Source organism: Citrobacter sp. C13 (assembly GCF_014596815.2).
GTDB classification, from domain to species: Bacteria; Pseudomonadota; Gammaproteobacteria; order Enterobacterales; family Enterobacteriaceae; genus Citrobacter; species Citrobacter portucalensis.
This window is the reverse complement of record NZ_CP115024.1, coordinates 4,156,874-4,169,529: the sequence shown is the minus strand read 5'-3', so window position 1 is coordinate 4,169,529 and position 12,656 is coordinate 4,156,874. Positions and strand designations below refer to the sequence as shown.

Below are 12,656 nucleotides of genomic sequence, written 5' to 3'. Positions count from 1 at the left end.
TCGGTCATGGAGATGGTAAACCTCTCGTTAACAGAGGCTTATGCGCTGGCATATAAGGTGCTGCGCGGGAACGGATTCAGTGAAGCGCATGCCGTGGTGGTCGCGACAAACGTGACCCACGGTGAGCGTGATGGCTGTGCCTCGCATGGTTTGTGGCGGTTGCTGGGGATTGTGGAGACGCGACGTAAAGGAAAGGTGTCACCTGACGCTGAGCCGGTTATCACCGATACCGCGCCGGCCATTGTGAAGGTGGACGCCGGTGGGGCATTTTCCCTGCTGGCATTCGAGCGCGCGCTTCCACTGCTGATAGAAAAGGCGCGCCACAGCGGTATTGCAGCCCTGGCGATTAACCGCTGTGTGCACTTTTCGGCGCTGTTTGCCGACGTTGAGCCGCTCACGGAGGCGGGGCTGGTGGCGCTGGCGACGACGCCCAGCCATGCGTGGGTTGCTCCCGCAGGCGGGACGCAGCCGCTTTTTGGCACTAACCCGATAGCATTTGGCTGGCCGCGTGAAGAAAAATCCCCGTTTATCTTCGACATGGCCACCAGTGCGGCGGCACGGGGAGAGATCCAACTCCATCAACGGGCGGGAAAAGCGGTGCCGGAAGGGTGGGGGATTGACGGTGACGGTCAGGCCACCACCGACGCGCAGGCGATCCTCGACGGTGCGATGTTGACGTTTGGCGGGCATAAAGGGTCGGCACTGGCGGCAATGGTGGAACTGCTTGCCGGACCGCTCATCGGCGATATGACCAGCGCGGAATCGCTGGCGTGGGATAAGGGGGCTGGCGGGTTGCCCTATGGTGGCGAGCTGATTCTGGCCCTGGACCCGGCCCGTTTTCTGGGACGGGAGGCTCCGCAGCATCTGGCACGTGCCGAGAGACTCTTTGCCGATATGCAGCGGCAAGGAGCGCGTTTGCCGGGCGAGCGTCGCTATCATTCCCGTATGCGTACAACTCGTGACGGTGTAGAAATAACCCATTCGCTGTTCAAGGATATATCCGCGTTAGTGAAATAATTATCGCGAGAACAGGAGGGATGATGTCCCTCCTGTTATACGTTTATATGAATAGTTACTGTGATTAGCGATGCGCAGGTGTTGGCGCACCTTCGTATCGCGCTAATAAAACCCCTGTAAATTCCCCCAGTGATCTTCGGTAAGCCCAGATGTAAATAAGATGAAATAAGCGCGAATAGCATGCTTTTGGAATAAATAGAAAACGCCTTCATCCCAATAAATCCGGTATTATTCATCGTATTTATTCATTATCTTTCTCGCGCCTGAATATCCCCACGCTCCAGAAAACAACGCCTGTCGGCATCAGACCAAAAATGCGATCTAACTCACTGAAGCAAATCGCAAACTCTGAAACAACGCTTAATTGTACACTTTGCTTTACACTTTTAGTGATGTGAATCACAAATATAAACCCGCGAAGTGATCCGACTCTCACAAATTGGGGTGTACTCATTGAGCAATACATTATGAGAACAGCCTGGAAAGTTAAGTTTTCAGTATTTTCCCTCTCCAGTGACATGCAACGGTGAAGGGCAAATCAACACGCAAAAAAAACTCGTTGAATATGAACGGGTAAAAAAATGACGTGTGATTTGCATCACTCACATTTACAGCTTTTTAAATTATTGCCAGTGATTAATGTTGACCGGGCTATTTCCATAATCAATCAAATCTTGCATAGTGCCTCCACATTATTTCTCCCCCTGGCTCAGGAGGCGAATAGTAATATTTCATCAGGCTTTATTGATGAACCAGGTATGATTTACTTCACATTAATACGTACATGACCACTGTTACTGGAGAAACAAAATGAATTATCCGGCAGAACCCTTCCGTATTAAAAGCGTTGAAACTGTATCTATGATCCCGCGTGATGAGCGCCTTAAGAAAATGCAGGAAGCGGGTTACAATACTTTCCTGTTAAATTCGAAAGATATTTATATTGACCTGCTGACCGACAGTGGCACCAACGCAATGAGCGACAAGCAGTGGGCCGGAATGATGATGGGTGATGAAGCGTACGCGGGCAGCGAAAACTTCTATCATCTGGAAAGAACCGTGCAGGAATTGTTCGGCTTTAAACATATTGTTCCGACTCACCAGGGCCGCGGCGCAGAAAACTTATTATCACAACTGGCTATTAAACCAGGGCAATATGTTGCTGGTAATATGTATTTCACTACCACCCGTTATCACCAGGAAAAAAATGGTGCGGTGTTTGTCGATATCGTTCGTGACGAAGCGCACGATGCCGGTCTGAATATTGCGTTTAAAGGTGATATCGATCTTAAAAAATTACAAAAGCTGATTGATGAAAAAGGCGCAGAGAATATTGCGTATATTTGCCTGGCAGTGACGGTTAACCTCGCGGGCGGCCAGCCGGTCTCGATGGCGAACATGCGTGCGGTGCGTGAACTGACGGCAGCACACGGCATTAAAGTGTTCTACGACGCTACCCGCTGCGTGGAAAACGCCTACTTTATCAAAGAGCAAGAGCAGGGTTTTGAGAACAAGAGCATCGCCGAGATCGTGCATGAGATGTTCAGCTACGCCGACGGTTGTACCATGAGTGGTAAAAAAGACTGTCTGGTGAACATCGGCGGCTTCCTGTGCATGAACGATGACGAAATGTTCTCTTCTGCCAAAGAGTTAGTCGTGGTGTACGAAGGGATGCCATCTTACGGCGGTCTGGCCGGACGCGACATGGAAGCCATGGCGATTGGCCTGCGTGAAGCCATGCAGTACGAGTACATCGAGCACCGCGTGAAGCAGGTTCGCTACCTGGGCGATAAGCTGAAAGCCGCTGGCGTACCGATTGTTGAACCGGTGGGTGGTCACGCGGTATTCCTCGATGCGCGTCGCTTCTGCGAGCACCTCACGCAAGATGAGTTCCCGGCACAAAGTCTGGCCGCCAGCATCTATGTGGAAACCGGCGTACGTAGTATGGAACGCGGAATTATCTCTGCGGGCCGTAATAACGTGACCGGTGAACACCACAGACCGAAACTGGAAACCGTGCGTCTGACTATTCCACGCCGTGTTTATACCTACGCACATATGGATGTCGTGGCTGACGGTATTATTAAACTTTACCAGCACAAAGAAGATATTCGCGGGCTGAAGTTTATTTACGAGCCGAAGCAGTTGCGTTTCTTTACTGCACGCTTTGATTACATCTAAAAAATAGTTATGGCCCCATCACGTGATGGGGCTTTTTTGTATTCCTTTTCCATGAACAGGAAGCCTTTGCGGTGCCCGTTACCGTGACATAACTAAAAAAAGTAAACCCTGACTCCGACATTTTTATTATCCGCATGATGTACAAATGACAGCTGTAATTATAACGAATAGTCTACAGGAACATTTATCATGGATATTAATGCCATTGAGCGACAGAGTAGTACCCCCGGACTGATTAGCGGAACCATGTTGGTTATCGCGACCGTAGTAGGTGGCGGGATGTTCTCCCTGCCGATTGCGATGGCCGGCGTATGGTTCCCCGGTGCGTCTGTTATTCTTCTGTTTATCGCCATCATGATGTTATTAACCGGTCTGATGCTGGTTGAAGTCAACCTGCATTATGGTGCTGGTGCCAGTTTTAATACTTTTACTCAGGATTTATTAGGCCGTAAGTGGAATATCGTTGTCGGTATCGCTTTCGGCTTTGTGCTGTATATTCTGACCTATGCCTATATTTCCGGATCGTCAGCGGTGATGGCGCAAACCGTGTTCAAATACAGCGGCGTGCGCTTTCCGGCGAATATCTCGGTGGTGATCGTCAGTATGCTGGTCGGCGCAATTGCCTGGTACAGCTCATTGCTGGTCGGACGCATCACTACCGTGTTGATTATCGGTAAGTTTATCGCGTTCTTTGCTACTTTCTCCGGGCTGGTTGGTCATATTGAAGTGGCGAAACTTGTCGACAGTGTGGCGGTGGCGCTGCCCAACTCACAGTACCTGCCTTACATTCTGATGACGCTGCCGTTCTGTATTATCTCGTTTGGTTTTCACGGTAACGTGCCGAGCCTGGTCAAGCTGTATGGCAAGAGTGGGGTCCCGAATATCACGCGTTCGATTATCATCGGTACGCTGTTTGCCCTGCTGCTGTATATCTTCTGGCTGGGCGTCACGATGGGTAACATCAGCCGTTCCGCGTTCCCGCCAATTATCGCCAAAGGCGGCAATATCGATGTGTTTGTCGAGGCCATCAGCGAGCTGTTCACCAGCCGGTATATGGATCTGATCCTGACCTTCTTCGGCAACTTCGCAGTAGCCAGTTCTCTGCTGGCGGCGACGCTTGGCTTGTTCGACTATATCGCCGACCTGTTTCACTTCCCGGATGACGGCATGGGCCGCCTGAAAACCGCGCTGGTGACCTACTTTCCGCCAGCCGCCGTGTGCTTCTTCTTCCCGAACGGTTTTGTGCACGCGATTGGCTACGCCGGTCTGGCCTTTACCATCTGGAGCGTGATCCTGCCGCCGTTCCTGGTGAAAGCCGCGCGGAAACGTTTTCCGACCGCCAGCTATACCGCGCCCTGTAATAACACCGTGCTTAACCTGGTGATTGTCTGTGGGGCGGTTGTCTATCTGACGGTTGTTCTGGACGTATTTGGTCTGCTGCCAACGTTTCGTTAGACGGAGTCAAAATGAAAAACGTGTTGTCTGTTCAGTCGTCAGTCGTTTATGGCTATGCCGGAAATAAAGCCGCTGTGCTGCCGATGCAGCTTTCGGGGATCGATGTCTGGCCGTTTTACACCGTACAGTTTTCCAACCACACCCAGTACGGGATGTGGCAGGGCATGGCGATGCCGCACGGCGAGCTGAGTGCCATCATCAGCGGGCTGGATGACCTGCAAAAGCTGGCGCAATGCGATGCCGTGCTGTCCGGGTATCTTGGAGATAAACGTCATTGTGAAGAGGTGAAGCACGCGGTCACCACCATTCGTCAGCGTAATCCGCAGGCGCTCTATTTTTGCGATCCGGTGATGGGCGATCCGCAAAAAGGCTGCATTGTCGCGCAGGGCGTAGAGTCCTTTTTTGTCGATGATGCCATTCAACTGGCCGACATAATGGGACCGAATCTCTATGAGCTGGGCGTGCTGACGGGCAGACAACTGCGTGGTTTTGACGAGGTGGTGGAAGCTGCGCAACAGCTGGTGGCATGGGGGGTGAAAAAGGTGCTGGTGAAGCATCTCGGCGACTGCTCACGGGACAAACAGTCGTTTGAAATGCTGCTGGTGACGCCGGAACAGATGTTACACATTGCCCGGCCGCTGTATACCTTTGCCAAAATGCCGGTGGGCGTTGGGGATCTGATTTGCAGCGTGATGCTGGCCTCACTGCTCAATGGTTATGAGGATAAGCAGGCGCTGGAGCGGACCACCAGTGTCGTCGATGCGGTGATGCGACTGACAAAAGAGCATGATTCGTATGAACTGCGGCTGATAGATGCGCGTCACCAGATAATGGATCCGCAAATTCGCTATCGGGCAGCGGTACTGTAGCGCCGCAGGGAGGCTTTATGTTTCTGACATTGCTGCGGCTTCAGCATCCGCTGGTCTACCGTTTCGCGTGGCTTCGTCTGTGGGTGGCGGTGTTAAGAGCATGCGGTCTGCGTAAGAGGAAGGGGTGAGTATTTTACGCTGCTGTTGCTGCCGGATGCGGCTCGCGCCTTATCCGGCCTACAAATGAGCGTGAAACGCAGGCCTACAAATGAGTGTGAAATATAGGCCTGATAAGCGAAGCGCCATCAGGCATAAGTGCCAGGTATTACACGCGGAAGTAGCGTGGTGGAATCAACGCGGAAAAGGCGTCGAACTTCTTCACCATCTTTTTCCAGAACAACATAACAACAATCCTCGATTTGAAACATCGGCGCTATTTTAGTCAGCGCCGACAAATCGTAAAGCCTGTCGCCTTGTTCCGTTTCTGGGGTGGTGTAAACCTTTTTGGTCACTGTGTCGTCAAATACGATTGCCGCGAATTTGACGGGGTTGACAATGGCTTACGCCATAAACCAGTAATAAAAGAGACCGACTTTCAGGCCGAGGATCACAATGTAGGCACAGCAGTATTTCATGGTGCCAGACATGATCTGATTGGCCTGACCGTCCATTTTGGTGGCAGAAACCGCGATGGCGATGCTTTGCGGCGAAATCATTTTGCCCCCCGTAGCGCCAGAGGTATTGGCCGCCGCCAGCCAGTTGGGATCGATATGTAACTTGCTGGCAGCTATGGTTTGCAGCTTGCCGAACAGAATGTTCGAGTTGGTATCGCTGCCGGTAACGAACGTGCCCAGCGCGCCAATCACCGGGGCGAGGAAGACGTACGAGCTGCCGGTCAGATCGACAATCGACTGCGCCAGCGTGGAGATAATCCCGCTGAGATCCATCACCGTGGCCAGCGCGACGATCGCCATAATTGCCACGATAGAGTTTTTAAGCTGGAAAATCGTTTTGATAAATACTTCCAGCATCCCGCGTGCGGACGCTCCCTGAATAAAACCGCCGATAATGGTCGCAAAGATAATCAGCATCCCTGGTGTGGTCACCCATTCAACTTTCAGTGCCATCGTTTTGCCGTCAGCCAACGTGAAATGCAGCACAGAAGCCAGTTGGGACGCCGCACCTTTTATTGTCGGGAACAGCGGCGAACACAGCAGGATAAACACAAAAATAAACAGATAGATAGAGCCCACGCGGAACAGCACTTTTGCCGAGCGCGGCGTGGTTTCGCGGGTATGGCTGACCTCAATGCGCCACTCTGGATCGGTTTTCCCTTTGCGCAGGCGACTGACCATCGCCACGGCAAACAGGCTGACCAGGCTACCGGCAAAAGCGGGTAATTCCGCGCCAAGATGGATGGCGACAAAATATTGCGGAATCAGCGTGGAAATGCCGCAAATCAACGTGATCAGAAATACGCCGCGAATGGCTTTCAGGCCACCGCCAATAATGCAGACAATCACAAACGGCAGCAGGATATTAAACAACGCGAGCTGCAAAATAATGGTTCCGCCTAAGGTATAAACCGGCAGATTAACCTGTTCAGCCAGAATAGAAACCGGGATCCCGACCGCGCCGAATGCGGTAGGAACTGTATTTGCCACGAGAGAGGCAATCGCCGCCTTCAACGGGTTGAATCCCAGCGCAATGAGAATGCCGATCGGAATAGCGACCGCCGTGCCATAGCCCGCTGCGGCTTCAAGAAATCCACCAAAACACCATGAAATCAGCAGCACCTGAATACGCTTATCTTCGCTAATGCTGGCGAGAATATCGCGCAAAATATCCAGCGCTTTGGTCGCCTGCATGACGTTATAACTGAAAATAGCGCCGAGGATCACAATCACGATCGGCCATAGTCCCTTCAGTGCGCCATACCCTATCGCGGCTTTCAGATTTTGTACGGGCATTTCCCAGAATATTGCCGATAGTGCAGCGGTGAATACCAAAGAGATCAGTACGGAATAATGGATGGGCATTTTTAATTTCAGTATTAAAAATACCATCAGCAGCAAAGGAGAGAGTGCCAGAGCAAACATTAAATATTCGTGCATTACAATTCCCGATTTACTTTTTTAGACTGAACTATATTTAGGGGGAAGGAAGCTACCTGAATAATAAAATAAAAAATGCAAACTGAATCGCTTCAGTGAAATAAAGTTATAAAGGTTAATAATTGTATAAATAATGTTATTTTTTTATTAAATATGAATAACCACTAAATATTACAACACCCATTAGAGTTAATCATTAATAGGTATGGGATGATCTTTGCAATAAATGAAATAAGTGTTTTGGCATCCCCTCAAAGGGCGAGGTATGAATTATATGGCGGTGATAATTTCATTAAAAAAATGTGAGCGGTACCGAAAGAAATAAAATGGGGTATTGCATGTGGATATTGATTGAGGGAATATTCTGTTTTGTCATACAAATGAACTTATAGCCATTTTCACTGGCCCTGATATAAGGAGCGGAGAGCCGCCCTCCATGAAACATACTGATAATAAGACCTTTTTGACGACTCTTACCCAATTGGTTGGCCCTGCTCATATCCTCACCGAACCGTCAAAAACTGCGCGTTACCGTAAGGGATTCCGCTCGGGTCAGGGTGATGCTCTGGCGGTGGTTATCCCCGGCTCTTTGCTTGAACTCTGGAAAGTCCTCAGCGCCTGCGTTGAGGCCGATAAAATAATCCTGATGCAGGCGTCGAACACAGGCCTGACCGAGGGTTCGACGCCAAATGGTAATGACTACGACCGCGAGATCGTCATTATCAGCACGCTGCGGCTGGACAGTCTGCATGTGCTGGATGAGGGCAAGCAGGTGCTGGCTTATCCGGGCACCACGCTGTACTCGCTGGAAAAGGCGCTGAAGCCGTTTGGCCGTGAGCCGCATTCGGTGATCGGCTCTTCGTGCATCGGCGCGTCGGTTATCGGCGGTATCTGTAATAACTCGGGCGGTTCTCTGGTCCAGCGAGGCCCGGCTTACACCGAGATGTCGCTGTTTGCCCGCATTGATGAACAGGGACGCTTGCAGCTGGTCAATCACCTTGGCATTGAGCTAGGTCAGACGCCAGAGCAAATCCTTGCCCGGCTGGATAACAATGCGATTGAAGCCGCGCTCGTCAACCATGACGGGCGTCACGCGCACGATCACGACTATGTTAGCCGCGTGCGGGACATCAATGCCGACACGCCAGCACGTTACAACGCTGACCCGGATCGCTTGTTTGAATCCTCTGGCTGCGCGGGCAAGTTAGCGGTGTTTGCCGTACGTCTGGATACCTTTGAAGCCGAGAAGAACCAGCAGGTCTTTTATATCGGTACCAATCAGACTGATGTCCTGACCGAGATTCGCCGCCACATCCTGGCGAATTTTACAAACCTGCCGGTAGCTGGGGAGTATATGCACCGCGATATCTATGATATTGCAGAGAAATACAGCAAAGATACCTTCCTGATGATCGACAAACTTGGTACGGACAAAATGCCGTTCTTCTTCAACCTGAAGGGGCGTACCGAGGCCATACTTGAGAAGGTGAAGATTTTTCGTCCGCACTTTACCGACCGCGCTATGCAGGCTTTTAGCCATCTGTTCCCGAGCCATCTCCCGGCGCGGATGAAGACCTGGCGCGATAACTATGAACACCATCTAATGCTGAAAATGTCAGGCGATGGTGTGGCCGAAGCCCAGGCATGGTTAACGGACTATTTTAAATCGGCCGAGGGCGCGTTCTTTACCTGTACCGCGGAAGAGGGCAGTAAGGCGTTTCTGCATCGTTTTGCCGCTGCGGGCGCTGCCATTCGTTATCAGGCCGTTCATTCCGATGAGGTTGAGGATATTCTCGCGCTGGATATTGCATTACGCCGTAATGATACCGAATGGTATGAGCATTTACCGGCAGAAATTGATAGTCAGTTGGTGCATAAACTCTATTACGGTCATTTTATGTGCTATGTCTTCCATCAGGATTATATCGTTAAAAAAGGCGTAGATGCCCACGCGTTAAAAGAACAGATGCTGGAATTACTGCGCCAACGCGGAGCGCAATATCCGGCGGAACACAATGTCGGTCATCTGTATAAAGCGCCGGAAAATTTGGCGCGTTTTTATCAGGAGAATGATCCGACCAACACTATGAACCCAGGCATTGGTAAAACCAGTAAACAGAAAAACTGGGCATGAAATATGAATGAACATTTGTTTGATATCGCGATATCAAGCGCAATAAACAGAAATGAAGCAATGGAGTAGTTATTGTGAATGTAAATTTCTTTGTTACCTGCATTGGTGACGCACTGAAATCACGGATGGCACGAGACTCCGTATTGCTGCTGGAAAAACTGGGTTGTCGCGTGAATTTCCCCGAGAAGCAAGGGTGTTGCGGTCAGCCAGCCATCAACAGCGGTTACATCAAAGAGGCGATCCCTGGGATGAAAAACCTGATCGCCGCGCTGGAAGACAACGACGATCCGATTATCTCCCCTGCGGGCTCCTGCACCTACGCGGTAAAAAGCTACCCGACGTATCTGGCCGATGAACCGGAATGGGCGCTACGTGCTGAGAAAGTTTCCGCGCGTATGCAGGATCTCACCTCCTTTATCGTCAACAAACTGGGCGTGGTGGACGTTGGCGCCAGCCTGCAGGGGCGCGCTGTGTATCATCCTTCCTGTAGCCTGACCCGCAAACTGGGGGTGAAGGAAGAGCCGCTCACGCTGCTGAAAAACGTGCGCGGACTGGAGCTGCTGACGTTTGCCGATCAGGACACCTGCTGCGGCTTTGGCGGAACGTTCTCGGTCAAGATGGCCGAAATATCCGGTGAGATGGTGAAAGAGAAAGTCTTACATCTGATGGATGCAAAGCCGGAATATTTGATTGGCGCAGACGTCAGCTGCCTGCTGAACATTGGCGGCCGACTGCAACGGGAAGGCCAGCCGGTCAAAGTGATGCATATTGCTGAAGTGCTGATGAGCCGCTGAGGGGAAAGAGATGTCGATAAAAACCAGCGATGTAGAATTTAAACTGCGCATTCGTCAGCAGATAGAAGATCCGATCATGCGCAAAGCCGTGGCTAATGCGCAGGAGCGTATCGGCGCAAATCGGCAAAAAATGGTCGATGAGTTAGGCCACTGGGAAGACTGGCGCGATCGTGCCAGCCAGATCCGCGATCACGTTCTGAGCAACCTCGACGCTTACCTGTATCAACTCTCCGAGAAAGTGACGGAAAACGGCGGGCACGTCTATTTCGCCAAAACCAAAGAAGATGCCACTCGCTACATTTTGCAGGTTGCGCAAAGTAAAAATGCGCAGAAGGTGGTGAAGTCCAAGTCGATGGTGACCGAAGAGATCGGCGTCAACCATGTGCTGCAGGACGCCGGAATCCAGGTGATCGAAACCGATCTCGGGGAATATATCCTGCAACTGGATCAGGATCCGCCTTCGCACGTCGTGGTCCCGGCGATTCATAAAGATCGCTATCAGATCCGACGCGTGCTGAATGAGCGCTTGGGGTACGACGGCCCGGAAACCCCGGAAGCCATGACCTTGTTCATTCGTCAGAAGATCCGTGAGGATTTCCTCAGTGCCGAAATCGGTATTACGGGCTGTAACTTTGCCGTGGCGGAAACCGGCTCGGTGTGCCTGGTGACCAACGAAGGCAACGCGCGCATGTGCACCACACTGCCGAAAACGCATATTGCGGTGATGGGCATGGAGCGTATCGCGCCGACCTTTGCCGAGGTGGATGTGCTGATCACCATGCTGGCGCGCAGCGCCGTGGGTGCACGTCTGACGGGCTACAACACCTGGCTGACCGGCCCGCGCGAGGCGGATAACGTTGACGGACCGGAAGAGTTCCATCTGGTGATTGTCGATAACGGTCGCTCGCAGGTGCTGGGCTCAGAGTTTCGCGATGTGCTGCGCTGCATCCGCTGCGGAGCCTGTATGAACACCTGTCCGGCATACCGCCACATCGGCGGACACGGCTATGGCTCTATCTATCCAGGACCTATCGGCGCGGTGATTTCTCCGCTGCTCGGCGGCTATAAAGATTTTAAAGACCTGCCGTACGCCTGTTCTTTATGCACGGCCTGTGACAGCGTCTGCCCGGTGCGCATTCCTCTGTCAAAACTGATTCTGCGTCATCGCCGGGTGATGGCCGAGGAGGGCATTACGCCGAAAGCTGAGCGACGGGCGATCAAAATGTTCGCTTATGCCAATAGCCATCCGGGGCTGTGGAAAGTGGGGATGATGGCGGGCGCGCATGCGGCGAGCTGGTTTATCAATGGCGGCAAAACCCCGCTCAAGGTTGGCGCGATTGGTGACTGGATGGAGGCGCGCGACCTGCCTGATGCTGACGGCGAGAGCTTCCGTAGCTGGTTTAAAAAACATCAGGCGCAGGAGAAAAAGAATGGATAACCGTACCGCGTTTTTAAACACCATCGCCCAGGCGCTGGGTCGCCCGCTGCGTTTCGAACCGCAAGCGGATGCCGCGCCGGTTAACAACTATGCCAACGAGCGCCTGACCGAACTTAGCCCGCAGCAGCGCTGCGATGCGTTCATCCAGTTCGCCAGCGAAGTGATGCTGGCTCGCTGCGAGCTGACTCGCGAGGACCTGGCCGCAGACGCGGCGTTACGCCTGTGCGAAGAATTGGGTCAGCAGCCGGTGGTGCTGAGCGGCGACAGCCGGCTGGTGGAGCTGGGTATCACCGAACGCTTGCAGCAGGAATGCAACGCCGTGGTCTGGGATCCGGCGCGTGGTAGCGAAAATATTACCCAGGCCGAGCAGGCGAAAGTCGGCGTAGTGTATGCCGAATATGGCCTGACCGAGTCCGGCGGCGTGGTGCTGTTTTCCGCACCGGAGCGCGGGCGTTCCCTGAGCCTGTTGCCGGAGTCCTCGATTTTCGTGCTGCGTAAAAGCACCATCCTGCCGCGCGTGGCGCAGCTGGCAGAAAAACTGCATCAGAAAGCACAGGCCGGTGAGCGTATGCCATCGTGCATTAATATCATCAGTGGACCCAGCTCGACGGCGGATATTGAGCTTATCAAGGTGGTTGGGGTACATGGCCCGGTGAAGGCGGTGTATCTGATTATTGAGGATTGTTGAGGCAGGATGGAAAACCGCTCTGGCGC

Annotated in this window: 9 protein-coding genes; 8 read left to right on the top strand and 1 reads right to left on the bottom strand. The window is 52.3% G+C overall.

From position 1 onward, the window contains the following. Nucleotides 1–6: 6 nt before the first annotated feature. The 4 genes from IB222_RS19910 (at nt 7) to pdxY (ending at nt 5,522) form a co-directional block, all read left to right on the top strand. A complete protein-coding gene (locus IB222_RS19910; RefSeq protein WP_149384500.1) occupies nt 7–1,017 on the top strand; it encodes an Ldh family oxidoreductase in 1,011 nt (336 codons plus the stop codon). Between the two features lie 810 nt (nt 1,018–1,827). Next, entirely contained in the window at nt 1,828–3,198 is a 1,371-nt protein-coding gene (locus IB222_RS19905; protein WP_016155590.1) for a tyrosine phenol-lyase, read from the top strand. A 189-nt stretch (nt 3,199–3,387) separates the two neighbouring features. Beyond that, nucleotides 3,388–4,653: an aromatic amino acid transporter gene (locus IB222_RS19900; protein WP_003830097.1), complete on the top strand. Its 1,266-nt coding sequence runs from the start codon at nt 3,388–3,390 to the stop codon at nt 4,651–4,653. Between the two features lie 11 nt (nt 4,654–4,664). Then, nucleotides 4,665–5,522 carry a pyridoxal kinase PdxY gene (pdxY, locus tag IB222_RS19895; protein WP_003830096.1) on the top strand — a complete coding sequence of 286 codons (858 nt, stop codon included), beginning with the start codon at nt 4,665–4,667 and terminating at the stop codon, nt 5,520–5,522. Nucleotides 5,523–6,022: 500 nt separating this feature from the next. Here pdxY and IB222_RS19890 read toward each other — a convergent pair whose 3' ends face one another. Further along, a complete protein-coding gene (locus IB222_RS19890) occupies nt 6,023–7,576 on the bottom strand; it encodes an L-lactate permease (protein ID WP_000545263.1) in 1,554 nt (517 codons plus the stop codon). 436 nt (nt 7,577–8,012) lie between these two features. Between IB222_RS19890 and dld the strand changes: the two genes are divergently transcribed. The 4 genes from dld to IB222_RS19870 all read left to right on the top strand — a co-directional run bounded on the left by dld (nt 8,013) and on the right by IB222_RS19870 (nt 12,630). Beyond that, on the top strand, nt 8,013–9,710 hold the full coding sequence (dld, locus tag IB222_RS19885; protein ID WP_126319389.1) for a D-lactate dehydrogenase: 1,698 nt from the start codon (nt 8,013–8,015) through the stop codon (nt 9,708–9,710). A gap of 74 nt (nt 9,711–9,784) precedes the next feature. Further along, nucleotides 9,785–10,504 carry a (Fe-S)-binding protein gene (locus IB222_RS19880; protein WP_001102107.1) on the top strand — a complete coding sequence of 240 codons (720 nt, stop codon included), beginning with the start codon at nt 9,785–9,787 and terminating at the stop codon, nt 10,502–10,504. 10 nt (nt 10,505–10,514) lie between these two features. After that, entirely contained in the window at nt 10,515–11,942 is a 1,428-nt protein-coding gene (locus IB222_RS19875; RefSeq protein ID WP_003830092.1) for a LutB/LldF family L-lactate oxidation iron-sulfur protein, read from the top strand. Beyond that, nucleotides 11,935–12,630, top strand: coding sequence for a lactate utilization protein C (locus IB222_RS19870; RefSeq protein WP_003830091.1), 696 nt, complete (start codon nt 11,935–11,937; stop codon nt 12,628–12,630). Before IB222_RS19875 ends, IB222_RS19870 begins: the two co-directional genes overlap by 8 nt. The last annotated feature ends 26 nt before the right edge of the window (nt 12,631–12,656 follow it).

Coding starts and splice junctions, on each gene's coding strand:
- dld (WP_126319389.1), top strand. CDS start 8,013: ATGAAACATACTGATAATAAGACCTTTTTGACGACTCTTACCCAATTG.
- IB222_RS19900 (WP_003830097.1), top strand. CDS start 3,388: ATGGATATTAATGCCATTGAGCGACAGAGTAGTACCCCCGGACTGATT.
- IB222_RS19890 (WP_000545263.1), bottom strand. CDS start 7,576: ATGCACGAATATTTAATGTTTGCTCTGGCACTCTCTCCTTTGCTGCTG.
- IB222_RS19910 (WP_149384500.1), top strand. CDS start 7: ATGGAGATGGTAAACCTCTCGTTAACAGAGGCTTATGCGCTGGCATAT.
- IB222_RS19875 (WP_003830092.1), top strand. CDS start 10,515: ATGTCGATAAAAACCAGCGATGTAGAATTTAAACTGCGCATTCGTCAG.
- pdxY (WP_003830096.1), top strand. CDS start 4,665: ATGAAAAACGTGTTGTCTGTTCAGTCGTCAGTCGTTTATGGCTATGCC.
- IB222_RS19905 (WP_016155590.1), top strand. CDS start 1,828: ATGAATTATCCGGCAGAACCCTTCCGTATTAAAAGCGTTGAAACTGTA.
- IB222_RS19870 (WP_003830091.1), top strand. CDS start 11,935: ATGGATAACCGTACCGCGTTTTTAAACACCATCGCCCAGGCGCTGGGT.